This is a genomic window from Peribacillus sp. NPDC060253 (assembly GCF_042727425.1).
Taxonomy (GTDB): Bacteria; Bacillota; Bacilli; order Bacillales; family DSM-1321; genus Peribacillus.
Map to the genome: position 1 here is coordinate 1 of NZ_JBHXAS010000084.1, position 21,482 is coordinate 21,482.

Annotated in this window: 15 protein-coding genes and 1 riboswitch; of the genes, 2 read left to right on the top strand and 13 right to left on the bottom strand. The window is 39.5% G+C overall.

Annotation, left to right across the window (positions count from 1 at the left end; genetic code table 11):
• Window positions 1-275 precede the first annotated feature (275 nt).
• From ACFWE9_RS19155 to kdpA, 5 genes are all read right to left on the bottom strand, one after another.
• Complete coding sequence (locus ACFWE9_RS19155; protein ID WP_377358224.1) at window positions 276-2,075, bottom strand: S9 family peptidase; 1,800 nt, start codon at window positions 2,073-2,075, stop codon at window positions 276-278.
• 133 nt (window positions 2,076-2,208) lie between these two features.
• Entirely contained in the window at window positions 2,209-4,524 is a 2,316-nt protein-coding gene (locus tag ACFWE9_RS19160; protein WP_377358206.1) for a histidine kinase, read from the bottom strand.
• Between the two features lie 60 nt (window positions 4,525-4,584).
• Window positions 4,585-5,142, bottom strand: a complete 558-nt coding sequence (gene kdpC, locus ACFWE9_RS19165; RefSeq protein WP_230156071.1) for a potassium-transporting ATPase subunit KdpC — start codon at window positions 5,140-5,142, stop codon at window positions 4,585-4,587.
• A gap of 25 nt (window positions 5,143-5,167) precedes the next feature.
• Complete coding sequence (gene kdpB / locus ACFWE9_RS19170) at window positions 5,168-7,207, bottom strand: potassium-transporting ATPase subunit KdpB (RefSeq protein WP_377358209.1); 2,040 nt, start codon at window positions 7,205-7,207, stop codon at window positions 5,168-5,170.
• 22 nt (window positions 7,208-7,229) lie between these two features.
• A complete protein-coding gene (kdpA, locus tag ACFWE9_RS19175; protein WP_377358211.1) occupies window positions 7,230-8,903 on the bottom strand; it encodes a potassium-transporting ATPase subunit KdpA in 1,674 nt (557 codons plus the stop codon).
• Between the two features lie 715 nt (window positions 8,904-9,618).
• Window positions 9,619-9,760, bottom strand: a riboswitch (cyclic di-AMP (ydaO/yuaA leader).
• A 242-nt stretch (window positions 9,761-10,002) separates the two neighbouring features.
• Between kdpA and ACFWE9_RS19180 the strand changes: the two genes are divergently transcribed.
• On the top strand, window positions 10,003-10,377 hold the full coding sequence (locus tag ACFWE9_RS19180; protein ID WP_179086106.1) for a Na-translocating system protein MpsC family protein: 375 nt from the start codon (window positions 10,003-10,005) through the stop codon (window positions 10,375-10,377).
• Window positions 10,378-10,918: 541 nt separating this feature from the next.
• Here ACFWE9_RS19180 and ACFWE9_RS19185 read toward each other — a convergent pair.
• The 8 genes from ACFWE9_RS19185 to ACFWE9_RS19220 all read right to left on the bottom strand — a co-directional run bounded on the left by ACFWE9_RS19185 (window position 10,919) and on the right by ACFWE9_RS19220 (window position 20,372).
• Window positions 10,919-11,920, bottom strand: coding sequence for a C40 family peptidase (locus tag ACFWE9_RS19185; RefSeq protein ID WP_377358214.1), 1,002 nt, complete (start codon window positions 11,918-11,920; stop codon window positions 10,919-10,921).
• Window positions 11,921-11,947: 27 nt separating this feature from the next.
• A complete protein-coding gene (locus tag ACFWE9_RS19190) occupies window positions 11,948-13,030 on the bottom strand; it encodes a dipeptide epimerase (RefSeq protein WP_230156079.1) in 1,083 nt (360 codons plus the stop codon).
• 445 nt (window positions 13,031-13,475) lie between these two features.
• The gene (locus tag ACFWE9_RS19195) at window positions 13,476-14,342 is read right to left on the bottom strand and encodes a nitrilase-related carbon-nitrogen hydrolase (RefSeq protein ID WP_230156080.1); all 867 of its coding nucleotides are present in this window, start codon (window positions 14,340-14,342) and stop codon (window positions 13,476-13,478) included.
• A gap of 67 nt (window positions 14,343-14,409) precedes the next feature.
• The gene (locus ACFWE9_RS19200; RefSeq protein WP_230156082.1) at window positions 14,410-15,894 is read right to left on the bottom strand and encodes a sodium:solute symporter family protein; all 1,485 of its coding nucleotides are present in this window, start codon (window positions 15,892-15,894) and stop codon (window positions 14,410-14,412) included.
• A complete protein-coding gene (locus ACFWE9_RS19205; RefSeq protein ID WP_230156084.1) occupies window positions 15,891-16,091 on the bottom strand; it encodes a DUF3311 domain-containing protein in 201 nt (66 codons plus the stop codon). The genes ACFWE9_RS19200 and ACFWE9_RS19205 overlap by 4 nt, the downstream gene beginning before the upstream one ends.
• 143 nt (window positions 16,092-16,234) lie before the next feature.
• Window positions 16,235-17,467, bottom strand: coding sequence for a Zn-dependent hydrolase (locus tag ACFWE9_RS19210; RefSeq protein WP_377358217.1), 1,233 nt, complete (start codon window positions 17,465-17,467; stop codon window positions 16,235-16,237).
• 56 nt (window positions 17,468-17,523) lie between these two features.
• Window positions 17,524-19,143 carry an amidohydrolase gene (locus ACFWE9_RS19215; protein WP_377358219.1) on the bottom strand — a complete coding sequence of 540 codons (1,620 nt, stop codon included), beginning with the start codon at window positions 19,141-19,143 and terminating at the stop codon, window positions 17,524-17,526.
• A 338-nt stretch (window positions 19,144-19,481) separates the two neighbouring features.
• On the bottom strand, window positions 19,482-20,372 hold the full coding sequence (locus tag ACFWE9_RS19220; protein WP_230156087.1) for a hypothetical protein: 891 nt from the start codon (window positions 20,370-20,372) through the stop codon (window positions 19,482-19,484).
• 205 nt (window positions 20,373-20,577) lie between these two features.
• On the opposite strand from ACFWE9_RS19220, the gene ACFWE9_RS19225 reads away from it, so the two are divergent.
• Complete coding sequence (locus ACFWE9_RS19225; RefSeq protein WP_377358222.1) at window positions 20,578-21,309, top strand: hypothetical protein; 732 nt, start codon at window positions 20,578-20,580, stop codon at window positions 21,307-21,309.
• Window positions 21,310-21,482: the final 173 nt, after the last annotated feature.

The following is a 21,482-nucleotide window of genomic DNA, read 5'->3' on the forward strand; positions in this document are numbered from 1 at the left end:
AAGCAGAATAATCAAGGTTTTTACTTCCAAAAAATATCTTAGCCTCAAAAATTCGTGTTTCTTTAATTTTTTTGTATATGCCTATTATCCATTTTTACATGTATCTCGGCTGAACCCCTAAAAACGACATATCAGGAAGTCCTATTTACTAACTCCCAAACCGGAAAACCCACAATAACATCCAGCTTTCCAACATGAAAAACCCTGCTACGTCACATTGACCGTGAATGGCAGGGTTTTTTAATATTGTAAATGCCTTGAATGATTGATGCGTGTTATGCTTTTTCTGTTACTCCCACGAATTGATTTAAGAATGATAGGATTTTTCGATAAACGGCAATTTCATTTTCTTTTTTGGAAAATCCATGCCCTTCATCTTCTAAAAGCATATAATCAACATCTCTTCCTTTTTCCTTCAATGCTTGAACGATTTGATTTGATTCCTCCTTGACGACACGGGGATCGTTGGCTCCTTGAATGACAAGCATTGGTTTTGTCATGGAGTCTAAATAGGTGATGGGTGAGTACTCGATTAGTTTTTCCTTATCTTTTTCAGGGTTCCCTACCCATTGATCCATAACTGGCTTCCAGTCTTCTGGAACGGAATTGATGAATGAGAATAGGTTGGATGGGCCGAAAATATCGACAACCGCCTTAAAATAATCCGCATGTCGTCCGTGTAGCAGAAGTGCCATATACCCTCCGAAGCTTCCGCCCATCAATAGAATGTTACCTTTTTGTACATGCCCTTGGTTAATGAGCCAATCAAGGCCGGCTACATTATCAAGGCGTGGTCCATTTCCCCAATCTCCTTCTACCATTTTCTTGAATTCCAAACCATAACCAGTAGAACCGCGAAAGTTTGGAGCAAAAATACTGTAGCCTTGATTCAGGAAAAATTGAAAAGATGCTCTGAAAGATTTTCGTTCTGCCGCTTGAGGTCCTCCATGGGGCCAAAAAATGACTTCACCATTATCATTTTCCTTTTTTGACCTAAAAAATAACGATTCAATTTCCAAGCCATCAAATGTACGGTACTTAATAATGTCCGGTTCAACCAATTCATTTGAGTCGACCCCAGGAACAGTATATTTAGTTAATGATACCCACTCGTCACCTGTTTTTTTATAAATATTATGTGGCTTGGTTGCGCTCATGCCAAATAAGTAAAGCGCTCCTGTTGCAGCAACCTCAAGTTTATTAATAACGCTGCACGGCACAGGGATATTTCTCCATTCTTCATTTTGCAGATTGAATTCATATAATCGATCCTCTACACCCTTTTGACTGGTTACATATAATAGTTGATTCTCTTTACTATATTTCAAGACACTAAAACTCTCATTCTCCAATTCTTTAACTTTACTGAAATGGTTTGTTTCAAGGTTGTATGATGCCAAATAGGTAAAGTCCGAATCATAATCAGTCAATAAATATATCATTGAATCTGTAACAAAAACACCGTCACTAACTGTGTGTTGTTTCTCAGTAGGCGGCGTAAGCAGGATATTTTCGTTCCCGCGTTTCGCATAAAGAAGTGTATATGTATTAGCAAAGTGTTTATAGTATAGTAAGGTTTCTTCATCCGGACTAATGCCAAATAAATACGTTGCTGCATCATCACCTTCAAGAACCTCGGTTTCACGACCTGATTCTAAATCTATACAATAAGCATTCAAATAGGAAGGATTTCCTCTCGAGGTCGTATAATAGAGTTTTTTGCTGTCATTGGATATAATCGGCATAAAATTTCGGGTATTCTCATGATGAGCAATTTCCTTCATTGTCCCGCCCTTCAAAGGAATCCCGTAAAACTGAGTATTTTCATTACCGTCATGATCAAAACCAGCAATGATAAACCTGCTCTCCTTATCATATAGCAGCTCTTGGCAGCTTTGATCAATGGATGTAAGTGGATATGGAAAGGAATTTGGTAAATCCATTGCCCATAGATTATACTTTCCGCTTAAATTCGTGCTGAATACAAGCTGTTTTTCATCTGGACTAACCGCAAAATTACCAATGGAAAAAGTCCGTAGAAACTGCTCAACATCAGGTTTTGGAAAAGTGATCATCATTTGCAACCCCCTATATTTATACTATAATGAAAAATCTGTAATTAACTATACCATATTTTACCTAATTTACACAGACAAAGCATCCCTGAACTCCACATGATCTTTTCAAAAAAAATACCTGCCGTGTAATTTAATCAGCTACAATCAAAACATCAAGGTGTCTAGCTTCCCTTAAAAGACGAACAACAATGGACCCTCCCTTCATTTCTTGCCATCTCGTTCTTGCTGCTTGCGATAAAATAATTTGTGTAGCTTTTTTGTCATGTAGTTGCTTCTTGATATCATTGACCACTGAACGTTTATTCCTGGTTGTATGCAATACAAAATGGCCTCCTAATCGATGTGTAAGGCTTACGAGTTTATCAAGTATCAGCTCTTCATCAGTCCGCAGCTCTTTTTGATATTTTACGAATATAACAAACCAATTTGCTTTAAGACGATAGGCTATGCGGAACCCTCTTCTAATTAGTCGCTCTGAATCCGCTCGTAGATTGACGCTGACAAAAATCACTTCATTTTCTCTCCATGGCCCCCTTACTCCTTCCTTACGTTTCAATGACTCTAACCTGTCATCCACTTCATCCGCCAATTCACGGAGTGCAAGTTCTCTAAGAGCTATAAGGTTTTGTGTCTTGAAGAAATGGCTAAGTGACTGTTCCACTTTATCCTTGGCATAGATATCCCCCTCTACCATCCTTTGCCGGAGCGCTTTAGGGGAGATATCGATCAACTCAAGTTCATCCGCTAGTTGTAGAATGCTGTCAGGTACTGTTTCTCTAACTGAAACACCTGTTATTTGCTTTACACTATCATTCAAACTTTCTATATGTTGAATATTCATTGTGGAAATTACCGAAATTCCGGAGTTCAAAATGGTCATTACATCTTGATATCTTTTTCGATTTTTGATTCCTGGTACGTTCGTATGTGCTAATTCATCTATCAGGACCACCTCAGGATTTCGTATCATAATGGCATCAAGATCCATTTCCTCCAATAATACGTTTTTATATGGAATGAGCTTTCTAGGCACGATTTCTAAATTCCCCACTTGGGAGGCTGTTTCTTTTCGCCCATGTGTCTCCAGTAATCCAATTACCACATCAAGTCCATTTTCTTTTAAGTGGTTTGCCTCCCTTAGCATCGTATATGTTTTTCCAACACCAGGAGCAGCCCCGATATAAATCTTAAATGTCCCTCTCTTCACCCCTTCGACTTTTTCGTGCAATTCATCAGCTGTGAGTCTGTGATATGGATTTCCACTCCTTTTTTCCGTCTTCATTGCAGGGATGATTCTTTCACCAAATGCTTTACCCCTGTCTGCTACAATAAATACATCAATGTTCTTCGATTTTCTCAATATTTTATTGATAATGGAACCGTTGATCATCTCCTCCCAAGCTGACTTTTTGGATTGGCCAAGGATAATTCGGGTTATTTGATGCTGCATGGAAAATCCGACTATTTCATCTGCTATTTCGTCTTCCTTCATTATTATCTCAATAAACGTTCCCTTTAATTTAGTGATCAGTTTTTGCATGGACCTTTTAAAGATTTCTTCCTCTTTTGAGAGTTTTCTTGTTTTTGAGATAAAGGTAGCTATTATGAACTCACCGCCCAAACGCTTGGCAATTTGATCTCCTCGTCTTATTAATATGGAGCCATTCAAATGGTATTGCGCACAGACCAAGATTCGCTCCGTTGCACCTGAAGGACCCAATAAACCTTCTTGTTCCCTTTGTTCAGTCAGATTCTCTTCAACTTCTTCAGCTAAATATCGAAGCGACAATTCCCTAAGAGTGGCGAGATTACCATTGTTGTAAAACTGTAACAACCCTTCGTCTTTTTTCTCGATTTCCCCTTTTTGCAGTCGTTTTAAAATGGCTTCAGGGGTGACGTCCAAAAGACGTACTTCATCAGCATTTGTCAGAGTATCTTCGGGCACTGTAACTTGTAAGTGAAAGGGAAGTTTCAGTAATTGTTCGGCAACTTCCTTAACCCCTTTCAACTCATAAATATTTATGGTCGTTATGACACTGATTTCATTTTTAATTAATTCTTTAACGTCGTCCAATCTAGTTGGATTTTTTGCATGACGATGATTTTCATGTGCTAATCGATCAACTAAAACCACCTCTGGATTCCGCTTGTAAATACCCTCCAAATCAAGATCCTGCTCTCCGTGTCCGTTTTGTTCCCATTCTATAGCAGGTATAAGTTCGAGACTGCCTAATTGTTTAAGCGTTTTAGGACTACAGGGCTTGCTGACTATTCCGACAACAACGTCAATCCCTCGTTTTTTCAATTCATTTCCTTCAAGAAGCAAATGGTAGGTCTTCCCCGAACCGCTCACGGCTCCAAGTATGATTTTTAGCCTTCCCCTTTGGATATTGGAAATCGACTCTAGAATTTCATCCGATGTTTTTCTTCGAAATTGTTCCGACATAATCCCACCTCCTTATTAGTTCTATTGCAATCGGAGAGAAAATCTCTCTCTATAACAAATTTATTTTAATTCGTCCAAGGCCATATTTAACTCCAAAACATTAATTCGAGGTTCTCCAAAAAGTCCAAACGATCGGCTGCTCGTATACTTTTCCACAAGAAGATATACCTTTTTTTCAGACAATTCCCTTTCAAGAGCAATACGAGGAACCTGTACCTTGGCACCATCAGGAGAAATATTGGGATCAAGCCCAGACCCCGAATTTGTCATTAAATCAGATGGTATGTCTGCTTTATCGACAGTAGGGTTTTCTTCTAAAAATTTTAAAATATCCTTTTTTGTCCGATCAATGAGCTCCTCATTTGAAGGAGAGTAGTTTAACGTACCTGAATTAGCTGCATCATATTCAATAGATGAAACACGACCTTGAAAGTACCGAGGATCTATAAAGGATTGGCCGATCAATTCCGAACCAATCATTTCTCCCGATTCATTCTTAATTAAACTGCCCTCTGCTTTTGCGGGCATCGTCAACTGTGCCAGGCCTGTCATCAGCACCGGATAGGCCACTCCACATATAAGAAAAAGCACAATAACCAAACGTAAGTTTTTTAACATGGATTTCCACCCTTAATTTATATTTTCAAACCACTCTTAATACGACAAGAAGTAAATCAATCACTTTAATTCCAACGAAAGGAACTAACACTCCTCCTACTCCATAAAGGGCCAAATTCCTCTTCAACAATCTTGTAGCGCTCATAGGAACATATTTAACCCCTTTCATGGCCAATGGTATTAGCAATGGAATGATAATGGCGTTAAATATTAAAGCTGATAATATGGCACTTTGTGGTGTTGCTAAACCCATAATGTTCAGGGCTTTCATTTGAGGTATCGCCAACATGAACATGGCTGGGATTATCGCAAAATATTTAGCTACATCATTTGCAATGCTAAAGGTTGTCAGTGCCCCCCGGGTCATAAGCAACTGTTTCCCAATTGATACTACTTCAATGATTTTTGTGGGATCTGAATCTAAATCCACCATATTAGCGGCTTCCTTCGCCGCATTCGTTCCTGTATTCATCGCCAACCCTACATCTGCCTGTGCCAATGCAGGAGCATCGTTTGTGCCATCTCCAGTCATAGCAACAAGCTTGCCCTCCGCTTGTTCCCGCTTGATGACGGAGATTTTATCCTCCGGCTTAGCCTCGGCGATAAAATCATCGACACCTGCTTCTTTTGCAATAGTTGCAGCGGTTAAAGGGTTATCCCCCGTGCACATTATGCTTTTAATCCCCATTTTCCTTAACTCATCAAATCGTTCCTTCATGCCTGGTTTCACTGTATCTTTCAAGTAGATTGTGCCAAGTATACGGTTTCCCTCTGTTACAACCAGTGGGGTACCGCCTTTTTTGGCCACCTCATCACAAGTATTTTTTAAACCGGCTGGCACTTCTCCCCCTTGTTGCACTATATATTTCATGATCGTATCAACCGCACCTTTTCGAATCCTTTTCCCATCAGGAAAATCAGTTCCGCTCATTCTCGTTTCAGCTGTAAATTCAATTCCTACCGAATCGGTTTTATTCAGCACATTTTCAGGCAAACCGTTTTTTTTGGCGAATTCCACAACGGAACGGCCCTCAGGGGTATCATCATGTAAAGATGAATATACGGAACATTGGGTAAGCTCCTCCTGACTTATACCACTAGCCGGTATTAAGGCAGAGGCCATGCGGTTACCATGTGTTATCGTTCCTGTTTTATCAAGGATGATCGTATTGATATCACCAGCCGCTTCCACCGATTTTCCAGACTTCGCAATAACATTGAATTGTGTTACCCTATCCATCCCCGCTATTCCTATGGCTGAGAGCAAACCGCCTATCGTTGTGGGGATCAAGCAAACTAGTAAAGCTACAAGTGTAGTGATGGGCAAGGTAACGTGTATATATGACGCAATTGGCACAAGCGTCGTACATACAAGCAAAAAGATAATGGTCAAGCTGACCAATAGTGTACCCAATGCGATTTCATTCGGTGTTTTTTGCCTTTTAGCTCCTTCCACCAAATTAATCATCCGATCAAGAAAAGATTCCCCAGGATCTGCACTGACTTTAACTTTGATATAATCACTGATAACTTTTGTACCGCCTGTTACTGAACTGAAATCTCCACCAGGTTCTTTTATTACGGAAGCTGATTCACCCGTGATCGCTGATTCATCTATGGCAGCCACTCCTTCGATGATTTCTCCATCGGTTGGTATTAAATCGTTTGCCTCCACAAAAACAATATCGCCTTTACGTAAATGCAAGGCATCGATTATTTTTATGGAACCATCTTTCTGGATTAACCTTGCTTTTGTATCCTGCTTTGTCTTTTTCAGGCTATTAGCCTGTGCTTTTCCGCGTCCCTCAGCAAGAGCTTCCGCAAAATTAGCGAAAATGATCGTTACAAATAAAATGATGGTTACTGCAAAGTTATACCCCCTGTCAGCTATTCCACCAAAAATTTCAGGGAAAATAGACAGAATTAAGGTAATGACAAAGCCCACTTCAACAACAAACATGACTGGATTACGAGCCATGACTTTTGGATTCAATTTTTTGAGTGCATCTTTACCTGCCTCATAAATAATGTTCTTATTTAAATTTGCTATTCGCTCTGTACTCATTTTGAATGCCCCTTTTCAACATTTATCTAATCGTAAGCCATTCAGCAATTGGTCCAAGTGCCATTATGGGAAAGAAAGTCAAAGCTCCAATAATTAAAACCGTTGCTAATAGAATGACAAGGAAGGTACCATTATCTGTTTTGAAGGTTCCCATCGTTTCAGGAACACGTGTCTTTACCAGTAATGATCCTGCGACGGCGATCATTGCGAACATGGAAAAGTAACGGCCGAACAACATGACTAAACCGGTGGAAATATTCCAAAAAGGTGTATTGTCACCTAAGCCTTCAAAACCGGAACCATTATTGGCAGCAGAAGAGGTAAACTCATAAACTACTTGAGAAATACCGTGAAAGCAAGGATTTGAAATAGCTGCTGATCCCATTTGTGTCGCTAACGCGATGGCAGATGGAACTAATATGATCAATGGGTGGAGAAGAATGGCTATAGCTATTAATTTCATCTCCTGCCCTTCAATCTTCTTACCCAAAAACTCAGGTGTACGTCCCACCATAAGGCCGGCAAGAAATACAGCCATTATTGAATACATGAGAATATTGATTGTCCCCACACCTTCTCCGCCAAATACACAATTCAACATCATCATTGCGAGTGGAGCTATACTTCCCAGAGGCGTTAGAGTATCATGCATATTATTTACCGACCCTGTAGTGGCAGCTGTAGTGATGCTAGTGAATAATGCACTCTGAGCTACCCCGAAACGAACCTCCTTCCCTTCCATACTCCCATTCTCTTGTGAAAGGCCAATTTGTTCTAAAGCTGGATTACCATTTTTTTCATTGAAATAAGTCATGCCCAAGAAGAGAAGTAGCATGAGTCCCATCGCTGAAAATAAGATCCAGCCTTGCTTCTTATTTCTCGCCATATTTCCAAACGTCAACGGGAGGGCAGCAGGTATAAGGAATATGGATAATATTTCTAATGCATTCGTAAATCCATTAGGATTTTCAAATGGATGGGCTGAGTTAACCCCAAAGAACCCTCCTCCGTTTGTACCTATGTGCTTAATCGATTCCAGTGCCGCTACAGGTCCCCTTGCTATATGTTGGGTCGCTCCTTCTAATGTTTCAGCTACTGCAGTAGGGCCGAAAGTTTGCGGAACCCCCTGGGACACAAGGATTAAACCAATCAAAATCGATAAGGGAAGCAGCACTCGAGTAATCGTACGGATCAAATCCACATAGAAGTTTCCTAGACTCCTCTGACCCGTCAACCCTCTAAAGAAAGCCATACATAATGAAAGGCCTGTAGCGGGGGTCGTGAACATCAAGAATATGATAACTGCCATTTGAGATAAATATGACAGGCCCGATTCCCCGCTATAATGTTGTAAATTGGTATTCGTAAGAAAGCTTGCAGCAGTATTGAATGCCAGCAATGGCTCCATGCTGTCTACATCACTGGGGTTGCCTGGTAACTCCCCTTGGAAACGAAGAATCAAATAAGAGATAAAGAACATCACTAAATTACTCAATAACAGGGACTTGGCGTACTGCTGCCATGTCATATCATGCGTCTTCATTCCAGACAGTTTAAAGATATATCGTTCCATCCTTCCAAATACGCGATCTTGTTTCGTTATTTCAAGGGAATAAACACTCGTTAAATACTTTGCCAATGGCACGGCTAATATAACCGCAATTGCCAATACCACAACGATTTGTAATAGATCCATTTGCAATTCCTCCGATAGTCACCATTAGTATTTTTTCGGATATATTAAGGCATGTATTAAATACAGCGTAACCGCTCCGACGATGATCATTAGTAACATTTCGCTACTCACCCTCTTTTGCTATGACTTTATTACAAAAATGAATGAACCCTAAAAAGAGAATAAACGGTGTAACCATTAGTAAAATTGCTATCACATCCATTTTGTATCACTCCTCCCACACAACTATTAACAACCTTTATTCCCATCCACCTCCTTAAAAGGTAAGTATCTTAATCTAGAAGTTTTGCTAAAAGCCTAAAACCGTTTCAATCGTTTACATCCCATTTCTTTGAATGAAATAGGGCACCCTCTTTCGATTTTTAAACACTTTGACTTTTCCCTGGGAGGGGAAAACGTCAGTTAAGGCATAAAAAAAATAGACCAATGCTTACTTTCCTCCAGTACAGCTGCCCTGCCCAAATAAATCTCTATCCCTACAGCGTCAAGAGCTTTGACGCATCAGAAAAAGAAAGATATGCAGAAGCAAACATATAGATGGAGAAAAGAAATCATTGGTCTACTTAACGCCCAGCAAGCCATAAAGCTTACTTTGCGATCCGCCTTCCAAGAAACCTTTTCAATTATAGGCATAATAAAAAGACCTACGGAAATGTCAGGTTGCCCTTTTGCTTTGACACAACAAAAGAGCCTCCCGAAATCAAGGTGGTCTTATGACCTCCTTCGCTTTAGCCGACGAAGTTAGCTGACGGGTAGGATGGCGAAAGAGTATCTCATCCCTTCTGCAAATGCAGAATTAACCCCAAAAATAGTGGGTCCTCCGTTCTCAATCACTTGAGATTTGGCCGATATCAAATTGTTTTTCTTGACGTAATTGTACGCCCCTCACCAAAGGTTTGTAAACTCATATAAATCTTCAAAAACATCCATATACGTTCATCACAGACCATATTTAACCATTTAAAATACAAAATCGCTTTCTTTCTTTAAAATACTAACTATTTCTCTTTTTTCTAAAGTTTTACAAACTGTTATTGACAAGAACTCAAACATGGCATTATGATAAATCCCATAAATTGGTCAAATAATTGGAGGCATTATGATAAATACAAAAAAAAGACTTGAAGCTGAAATAAGTGAGGCATTCATTAAGTTCCAGCGCGAATTGATAGGAAGAGGACCTCAAGAAACTAAAACGTATATTATCAATGATATGTTGATAACCCGTTTCAAGGGTGTTCTGACTGTTGAGGAAAAGCACCTTGTGAGTCACAATTCCGGCAAAAAGCTTGTAAAGAAAATGCGTTCGCTGCTTCGTGAAATGTACACGAAGGATTACGAAAAAATTGTTGAAGATCATACGGGATGTAAGGTTCTTTCTTCTCACAGTGACATAAGCACCAAAACAGGTGAAAGAATTGAAGTTTTCATAATGGATAAGGATCTAGAGCGTCTTTTTGAAACGATCAAGTAGAAAGACTATAAAGTTCCGATTCTATCAAATAAATATTACAGTAAATTATTTCAAAATAACTTATATGATGAAAACACCAGTGGGACGACAAAAATTAATGCCCCCTTCACTGGTGTTTATTGTCTTTTTAAAGGTCAAATCCCCAATATAAAAAAACAGATTGGTTGTTCCAGCTTAATATACCCTAATCGTATATAGAATTTCAGGTTCTTCAATCCTATTCCTATCTTCAATTATAAGATACGTGCGTTCGCTTTGAATGGCTGTTTTTCCTAAAACTTGTATCCATTCATTTTCATGAAACCCAATATGAATTCATCACACATCACAAAAAATAGAATATACCTAATAACAATAAAAAAGTATATCAAAATATAACTTTTGAGGAAATAGATTGAGATGAGGAGACAAGAAGAAATGGTGGTTTTTCAATGTATGCAGCAAGATATGGGCATTTATTGGACATCCATTAGATAAATTTGAAATTTTGTTTACCTATTAAAAAACCTGAGGGCACCGTGCTCTCAGGTTTTCAAAAAAATCAATCAATATATCTTCTTGCTCCGGCATATTCCTCTCCGTATCCGGAAGTTTTTATTTCATCTATCCTTACATGTGTAGAGCTGTTTGGTGAATGGATCATTTTCCCGTCACCGATATACATGCCAACATGATGGACCTTTCCTTTCCCTTTATCATGGGCAAAAAATAGTAGATCACCTGGTTGAAGTTCTGCTTGTTCTACCTTTTTGCCATGCTGCGCCTGAATGGAAGAGTCCCTTGGGATCGTTATTCCATTAGCATGGTACATTGTATACGTAAAGCCCGAGCAATCGAATCCAAACCCGGACATTCCAGCCCATAGGTAAGGAAGCCCTAAAAATTCTTTTCCTGATTCTACGATATCCTCACCTGTTGTAATTGGAATTTGACTTTCGTTTTGATAGACAGACACCTCTTTTTTGTCTATCCATTTTGCACCATCACCAGGTGTCATCACCTTTACCTTATCCTTTTTCACCTGCAATAGCGGAAGACGAGTATCGAAGCTTACCTCCATGAATTTGGACCGATGTTTCGAATCTGAATAAAGCCAGGTCCTTGTTGCATTTACAAGGGCAAATCCTCGCTTAAACTGCTTCTCAAAGGATTTTCCCATCTTTATTTGCCCCTTTGGCATCCACCCTGGATAACCAGCATCATTACGGGGCGTTGGCTGATTGGCTACTGCTACTTTTACCCATTCGCCACGTTCTTCAAGAATAGTCACTTTGGAGCCATATAACGCTTGTGTTTCAAGGTTACCCACAAGCCACAGTTTGTCTTCATACTTCATGGAACCGATCCATGCATTCAAATCGACGGGGTTCGATGCTGAAGGGGCATCCAGTTCCCTTAAAAGGCCTGGCTCCGTCCAAAGAGTTGCAGCCGTTACATCAATATAAGCGGTTTTCTCCTTCTCTTTTGAACTGGCTTTATTTGGACTGAATACTAAATTGCCAAGAGCAAATAAGGATAGTACTAAAACGGTTAACCTTTTCAAAATAAAAATCACCCTTTCGAATAGTTATTATTGAGTAAAAGAGGTTTTCCTCTTGACTCCGAGTCCTGGTCGATCGGCTATGTGGAGTTGATCCTTTATAAATTGAATGCCTTCATAGGGTTCATTCTTAATCCACAATGGTGCATCTAAATCAATCTTCGTTATATTTGGATGGGCGGTTGCCAGATGTGCTGCGGCTGCTACACTTATAGATGATTCCATCATACTTCCAATCATGCATTCCACTCCGGCTGCTTCTGCCATATCAGCGATTTGTAGTGCACGGCGAATGCCCCCTGTTTTCATTAATTTAATATTAAGGAAATCAACAGCGTGTTCATTCAGGAGTCTCATGGCATCACGAGGGGAAAACAAGCTTTCATCAGCCATGATCGGCACTTGGACACATCTCCTTATTTCTTTTAACCCTTCGATATCATGGGCTTGCACGGGCTGTTCCACCAAATCAATGTCCACCCTTTTTTCCTCTAGTTCATGAATGATGGAAATCGCTTGTTTTGTCGTCCATCCTTGATTCGCGTCAATCCTGATCTTGACCTGGTCGCCAACAGCATCACGAATGCAGGCAACTCGTTCCACATCTCCCCTCCAGTCTTTTCCTAACTTTATCTTCAACGTTGAAAAACCGTCATCGATGAGGGACAATGCCGCCTTAGCCATTTCTTCAGGTTCATCAACGCTGACTGTCATGTCATTTTTCAGTACATTCGACTTACCGCCTAGATATTGATATAAAGGGAGCTGCCATCGTTTGCTGACAGCGTCGTATAAAGCGATTTCAACAGCAGCTTTTGCACTTGTGTTACCTACACAGGATAGTTGGATCAGCTGTGAGAGTACATTGATATTCTCGATCTCTAGGCCAATCAGGTTTGGAGAGATCACTTCTTCAATGATACTGACGATCCCCTTTGTAGAATCACCAGTGATCGCAACTGTAGGAGCTGCTGCCCCCACCCCTTCCGTTCCATTCTCCAACTTCACAGAAACATTGATATTCTCAATTTCCATTACGGTACGCAACGCAGTCTTGAACGGCTTGACAAGCGGCAAACTTTCCACTGATACTTGTAAACTTTCAATTCTCATAATAACAACCCTTCCTTAAAGCTTGAGAGTATATATGATGTAAGAATTCCAAAATAGGTGCCCAGTAGACTGCCAAGTACAGCCATCAGGATGAGCTTCGTCTGTAGTGTAAATACTTACGGTAACGATGGTTGGCCGAATCTCGAGTGATGTCTTTTGCTTGAATAATAGAAATTTTCACGGCATGCGCCCTCTGCTAATCTTTGTACATTTCTTTACTAAATAGATTTCTTATTCGATCAATAAAACGATCATGATCATTCTCTTTCTATATTAACCGATAAATGACTCTTCTTTAAATGATTAGTTCGAATATTCACTTAATTTAAAGTGTATGCGGAACCTATATGCTTGATTTAGGTACCCTCTACCTTCATTTATAATTTCCCAAAGGATATAAAAGAAAAAAACACTATTAAAACAATAGTGGTTTTTCTCATATTGATTATTTTGGTTCTCCATATGGCTCATATTTCGCATACATACCTTTTCGGCGATTACGATCTTTGAAAGTGGTAGCTGCACCACTTTGTCGATTCTCATAAAGTTCATCCATATCCACCGTACCTGTGATTACAGTATGTTCATTCATTTCCGCCTCAGCTACTATTCCATTCGCTGGCCAAGCGTTGTCACAAGGACTTAGTATACTCGCGCGACCATATCCGTTCGGTAAAGGTGCCCCTGGTTCGCCAACAGTGGGACAATGAACGAAAAAAACCTGATTCTCGATTGCGCGTGCATGGGCACAATGGCGCACTCGCCAAAAGCCAGCCTCTGTAAATGTATAGGATGGGCAAAAAATGATGTCAGCTCCGTTTACAGCTAAAATTCTTGAAATTTCGGGTATTTCCGCTTCATAGCACACAGCTATTCCAATCTTAACAGGACCTATGGAATACACTTCAAGATCGTTCCCTTCAGAAGTTTGCCATTTTGCTTCAGCGGGAAAAATATGAGTTTTTTTATGCTCAACGTATGAACCGTCTTTATCAAAAATGTAGGCAATATTGAAGTACTCATTTTCACGCCGTTCCAGATGCGAGCCAGCAATGATTACCTGCTTTCTTTTCCTAGAAATGGAACGGAAAAGATTAATATATTGACTGGTGTATTCATCACTCTTGATCACGGGCGAAACATCCAATTCTCCACTAGCCGCTGATAACCCGATAGTCACCAGCTCCGGAAAAATGATATAGTCCGAGTTTTCTGGAACTTGACTGATTAAGTCTTCTACTTGTTTTTGAAATTCATTGAAAGAGGACACTTTTTCTACACGGAATTGACAAGCGGTTATTTTAATTTTCACAAAAGACCTCCCAAATAGTTCTTCCCATTAACCCTTTCCCATCGACCCAGATGACTAAAAATGAAGGTCAGGAAATCTTATTCATATCATTCATTTCTTTCTCTTGCATAGTATTATGTTTAGTCAGTGCACTTACTACGAAAGTTACGATCATATTAATGAACAAAGCTATGACACCTGTACTGATATCATTGATGACAGGTGGGATATCCGGAAGGAATGTAGCAACCTTAACATTGGCAATTGTCGCATATAACACGATTCCTACACCTGCCAATATTCCGGACATCGCACCATACTTATTGATCATATTGTTTTTTGGCAAACTGCAAAACAAGGAAGGTGCCAATTGGGTGATCAAACTATATGACATGATATTCAAGATGGCCAGCGCTTCGCCTCCTGTAACCGTTACAATCAAAGCAATGATCGAGATGCCGATAATAATGAATCTTGAGACGATCAATTGCTGTTTTTCAGTCGCAGCAGGGACCAGCACATTGAAAAAACTATTTGTCAGACCTACCGATGCTGCCATTAGCATGACGGAAGCCGGTACAAGGGCCGTCAATAAACCTGCAGCTCCGATCACTCCTATCACCCATGGATCGAATGTTTGAATCGCCAGCCGCAAAAGTGAGAGGTCACCGTCAGCTCCTTGCAAACCCGGTATTTCCATGATGGCTGTAAATCCAATGAAAAAAACGAAAAGCAGTAACAGGGTGTATAAGGGTAAAGCAATCGCATTTTTGCGAAGAGTTCTTTCCCCATTCGACGATAAAACGACCATAAATGTTTGTGGCAATAAATAAAATCCCAGTGCATTCAACAAAACGGTGGAGACAAACCAGGACTGACTCAACCCCTGATCTGCCAAAACCAACATTTCCGGTTTAGCAGCTTGGACGGTTTCGAACATTGACTGTATGCCACCGAAGTAATGAAAGGGAATGTAAATCCCCAAAAAGATTACGACTACCAATATCATGAAATCTTTTAGTATGGCTGTCCATGCTGACCCATGAATGCCTGAAATCATTACATAAGTAGTTACGACTACAGCACCGATCACGCTTGCTGCCACCGGAGAAATGGCTCCATAGGATGCTTCTGAAACAATGATACCTAAACCTTTAAGCTGTATGACTATGTACGGGACGAGGGCTAAGCTTCCCAATACCGCAACGATCATCCCCATTGATCGACTCTTGAATTTAGATGCAAAATACTCAGGCTGTGAGATGATGGAATGACGCTTTGAATATCTCCAGATTTTGGGAACCAACCAATATGATAGGACGTAGGCTAGGAATATATAGGCTGGAACATAATAAGCAGCAGCCCCTTTAGAGTAAGCCCATCCACTACCGCCCAGAAATGTGAAAGTGGTATAAATTTCACCTGCTATCAGCAGAAAAATGAAGAATGTACCAAAGCCCCTGCCCCCTACGGCAAATTGCTCCATATTCATATCCTTCCCTTTTCTTGCTTTGATCCCTAAATAAAGTGCTAACACCAAAAAGATGGATATGATGAGTAATGAGATATTCATTCAGGATCACTCCCTTTATTATCAGGATCGAACTTATAGACAATCAATAAGATAACCGATGCCATCACCATCCAAAATGCAACCCAAAATAACAAAAAAGGCATTCCCAATATGTACGGTTCTATTTTATTTGCATAAGGCAAGAACGCTAAGAACCCTATAAACGGAACCAAAAGCAATAGCTTAATAGCATTCAAATTATACCCTCCCTGTTAATAGCTTCTTAACATTGATAGATAACCATCAGTAAAGCAGGATTTCATACTATACTGATGGATTTATAGCATCAATGTTCGTTACAGTCACTTCCTGCTTTCAGCCAACAAACCAGATATTCACCTTAAGTGGACTGTATGGCAAGGACGGTTTCCAATAGTACATTGACCCCCTTTTCACAATCTTCCCACGTTGTAAGTTCTTCTTCACAATGACTTTTACCGTTGATGCTTGGCACGAATACCATGGCTGTAGGAATAAAGCTAGCTATGAACTGAGCATCATGTCCTGCACCGCTTACCATTCTTTTATATGATAGACCTAATGAAATGGTTGATTGTTCAAGCAAATCACAAATTGATTTATCGAACCAAACGGTATCCCTATCCCATAATTTACTCACCTGGATGTCGCAGCCACTCTCTGAACCTGTGGTTGAAAGACCTTGGATAATATCTTCTACCCGTTTGATGACCTTGGGGTCCTTATGTCTTGCTTCTAACGAAAAAACCACTTTATTAGGAATGACCGTATGGATATTTGGGAATACATTCACCCTTCCCATCGTAAAAACCAAATCGTCATCAAGCATGCCTAGCTTTTGACGAGCCTCCATAATCAAACTATTCGCAGTGAAGAAAGCATCTTTTCTCATATTCATTGGTGTGGTTCCTGCATGATCGGATTCTCCAGTAACTTCTATCTCATAGCACACCATACCAAGAACACATTCAACGACACCAATCGTTAATGATTCACGTTCAAGGATGGGCCCTTGTTCAATATGCAGCTCTAGAAACGCCGTCGCTTCTTTTAGACGTGACTCTTTATCCCCTGCATAACCAATGGCATGTAAGGCATTTTCGAAAGAGGTTCCTTCACTATCCGTCTTTTGCATCATGATGGATTTTTCGAATTTACCTGAAAGAACTCCGGATGACATCATGGAAGGTTCGAATCTAGCTCCTTCTTCGTTTGTAAAATTGACGATCATAACCGGGATTTTAGGTTGGATATTATTTTCCACGAGAGTGCGCACGACCTCCAAGCCTGCAGCTACCCCCAAGATACCATCAAACCGCCCGCCCTTTTTTACGGAATCCATATGTGATCCCATTACAATGGGCGGTTTGTTTTCAAGACCTGCTAAAGTAGCGTAAATATTCCCCATATCATCAACTTTAATCGCCATTCCCAGGTCTTTACAACAAGAGCAAAAGTAATCACGGACCAATCGATCTTCTTCGGACAAAGATAACCGTGTGACTCCGTTGTTTTCGGTGCGTCCAAAATCGGCAAATTCCTCGAGCGTACGGCTCAGCCTTTCACTATTAATGACTAATTTTTGTTTTTTCATATCGAATATCTCCCTTCAAGATAACCTGCTAAAAATACATACGTACGTAATCTAGATTATATTTCTACCAATGTTTCTCTACGATAAAGAATCTCTCCATTTAAAATCGTTGATTCGACTTTTAAATCCTTGATATTATGGGGATGGACTTTCAATATACGATCATTCAATACGACTAAATCGGCCAGCTTCCCTACTTCTATGCTGCCTTTGACATCTTCATCGAAACTTGCAAAAGCGCCATTCCAGGTGTATAGTTTAATGGCTTCCATAACGCTGATCGATTGACCAGTACCTATTTTCGTACCAGACTTACTTCTTCTATTAACTGCAACATGTATGCCTAATAACGGGTTATGATCAGTAACGGGTGCATCGGACCCACCAGCAGCCATGATGCCATTATCAATATAGTCACGGGCGGCGTACATGTGATTGACCCTATTGCCGTAGTGTTTGATATATATATCACCGAATTCATAAGGAAATGGAGGATTGGGGATTGGGATGATGCCAAGTTCTTTCATCTTCTTTTGTAAATCTGGAGCAGAGATGCCAGCATGTTCTATCCTGTGTCTATGATCTTTTCTTGGAGATTCTTGCAGCGCTTTTTCCACACAATTTAAATACATTTCGATCGCTTTGTCACCTTGGGCATGCACGGTGATCTGATAGCCATTTTTATGTGCTTCCCCTAATATTTGATAGATTTCCTCTTCTTCATAATAAAGAATGCCGGAATAACCGGGATCACTCGTGTAGGGCTCGCGGGTTGCAATGGTTGGGCCCGTACTGCTGCCATCCGTAAACAATTTAGCTGGTCCAATTTTAAATTTTTCGTCCCCAATACCGGTTACGACTCCAGACTCTACCATTTTATTTACAAATTCATGCGAATTATTCAATGAACCGACCATCGCATAGATGCGCACACGTATATCCTTAGATTTAATGGCTTGCTGCATTAAACGGAAACTTTCAGGACCAAAAGCACCAGCTTCATGAATGCTTGTTATGCCTGAGGCGATGAAATGCTCCGAAGCGATTTTGACTGCTTTCATCAGTTCGCTTTCTGTATAACTTGCCATATCGGCCATTAACATATTTGCTGTTTCAATGAGTTTGCCTGTAATCCGCCCCTCCTTATCCTTTTCAATGATGCCACCAGCTGGATTCTCAGAGTTTTCATCCAGTCCTGCAAACTCCATCGCCCTTCGATTCACAACACTTATATGGCTGCAAGTTCTGGTAACCATTATGGGGTGGTCTGTTGAAATGGCATCCAATTCTGAGATTGTTGGATAACGTTTTTCTTTCACAGCGGTTTCATTGAACCCCCATGCCCGGATCCATTCACCTTTAGGGATAACAGAAGCTTTTTCCTTAAGATCGTTTAACAAATCCTCTACAGATTCGATGTGTCCAGCTTTACAACTTACTGCCAATTGATTGACACCGTATAAAATAAGATGAATATGAGAATCTATAAACCCAGGAAGTATGGACTTCCCCTGTAAATCCATCACTTTAGTTTCTTCTCCGATTAAAACTTTAATTTCCTGATTCGTTCCGACTGCCGAGATACGATTCCCATTAATCGCGATCGCTTCAGCAACAGAATTTTTTTGATCAACTGTAATGACCTCGCCGTTTATGAATACGATATCAGCTTTCAAACCCTCACTCCTTCCTTAATGATGGTCCCTATTACTCGAACCATTTCTCCAATAATCACTTCCACATCTAAACTCCACTTGTTGGAATATTCAGTTTTCAATAGATTCATTATATCTACATCAGATTGTGAAATCATTAGACAAATCGTTAAAAATTTTATCGTTATTTTATACTTTTCATAAGATTATGTCTTAATTTCATATGATTCACGGGCTCACCCCTCTATTTATCATTCCTTAGAAAGAGGTTGAAAGAAACAATATCATCTTAGACTTTAACCATTCAAAAAAGGGTAGATACAGCTGCTGCTTCGCGTACCTACCCCATAAATCTATTTTCATTTATATCCCTCTTTCAATCTGCCGATAATCCCAATGGTCAAATATTGTTTATTGGTATTAAAATCCCACGGCCAATAGCGCAGGGATAATTCACTTTTATCCACTTTTTCCATATAATCTTTTATGCCAATCAATGCTGCTCCATACCCCACGTTCGAAGCTAAGGCAAAGATGGCATTAAGCCCTTCATTAATGGTCTCCATATACTCAGGTTCGATCTTTAAAATATCTGACCATGTAATATAGAATCCATCTTCTTTGATACATTTTGATACAGAGTGATTCAACGTACGCACTATCTGATCCCTTAGATCTAAAAATCCATCCTTTATCTCTTCTGCATCATTTTCCTGATATTGTTTTTCAAAATGAGAAAGCAGGTCAATGGCCCAATTATAAAAAAGTTGAGTATAAATGGCAGATGTTGCAACAATATCAAATCCATTATAATACTTGGCGAAAATACTGTCAGAAACCTGACTTAACCGATTTTCTATTTCCTTTACATACTGAATAATGTCCTCTGCCCTATCACCGCGATTCAGCATGGAGGTTAGTTGGTCTTCAAACTTCATTTTATCAAGACCTGTAACATCGATTTCCACAAGCTGAATTTTTTTTCGAGTATGTTCAGGCAAATTATTCGTCGCTTTTTCCATACTTCCCCTATCAATATCAAATAAATATAGCGAGCTGCATTTAGAAGCAAGATACTCAATATCCAAATCGTCGCAATTTCCTGCACCAACTATCGCCACTTTTTCAACAATCTCTTTTTTTGAAAAAACGGCATCGAATAATCCTGTGATTTGTTTACGATGTTGAGTCCACCTTGTCTTTCTGAATTCATCTCGATTATGATTCATTTCTCTTTGAAATGTTTCCAAGTAAATCTCTCCCTTTGGGTACTATCAATTAAAATATTGTATCAAAGTATCCCGATAATGTGGAGAACAAGGGAATTTGTATAGAATTTACACAAAAAAAAGATCACGCCTACATTTCACAATTTCCATAGATGTATACACTATACAAATATTAGAATAATATGGGAATTATTGAAGGGAAGTCCGGATAACAGGAGGGTATTCTTTGAGCAAAACCAAAAGGATTTTACTAACATTACTAATAGTTTTTTTAATCATTTTAGCAGGTGTCGTAATCTTTATGTTTTCATTCACACAGAGTATGAAAGTAGATCCTGATGAAGAAAAAAAGGTTAGAAATCAAGATGAGCGATATTTAGAGAAAAACTTTGATGATCGGACAGAAATATATGATGTCCTATTCGATAATATGGGAAACAACGGATATTTTGAATATGCAGCTAAAGTGAAACATGAAAAATATGGCACTCGATTTTTAGTTTTCTTTAATGATGGAACTGGAGAAATGGAGGATACCTTCATTTCCGATAAATGGCAAGATGATGCTGAAATGGAGTTAAGGCCTTATCTTGAAAATGAACTAGGGAACGTGTTGATATCAAAGGATATTGGAGATATCGTAAAAAGTGATGATTGGGAAGAGATTCAAGAAAAAATAGGCGATTCCATTCAATTATCCGTGGTTTTTGATGAAACGATTGTGAAAGAATTGAATATTGATCCGAACCAGCCAACCAGCTATAAAGATTACAAAGTTGCCCCGACCATTCGGATTACCCTATCACGTAAGAAACAAGATACAGATGATGACCGCTTTAATAAAATGATTGTTGCCCTTAAAAACGATGGAGGGCTTAAACATGGACATATGATAGTAGAATATATTAGTACGAATGGTGTGCCTTTGGAAGATGAGGAATGGAACAAATCATTTTAAAGGTTTGAGATTTATTCAAATAAAATACACAGCAAAAATTTTTATCAATTTTTTCTTGAGCAGTGGTTCGTTAAATACTGAATTCTTTCAATCCTTTGGCTCCAGGCCTTTTTCCCACTGTGTTCATCCTAACTTTTTGTAAAAAGTACATTATATTTCAGATAATATATATA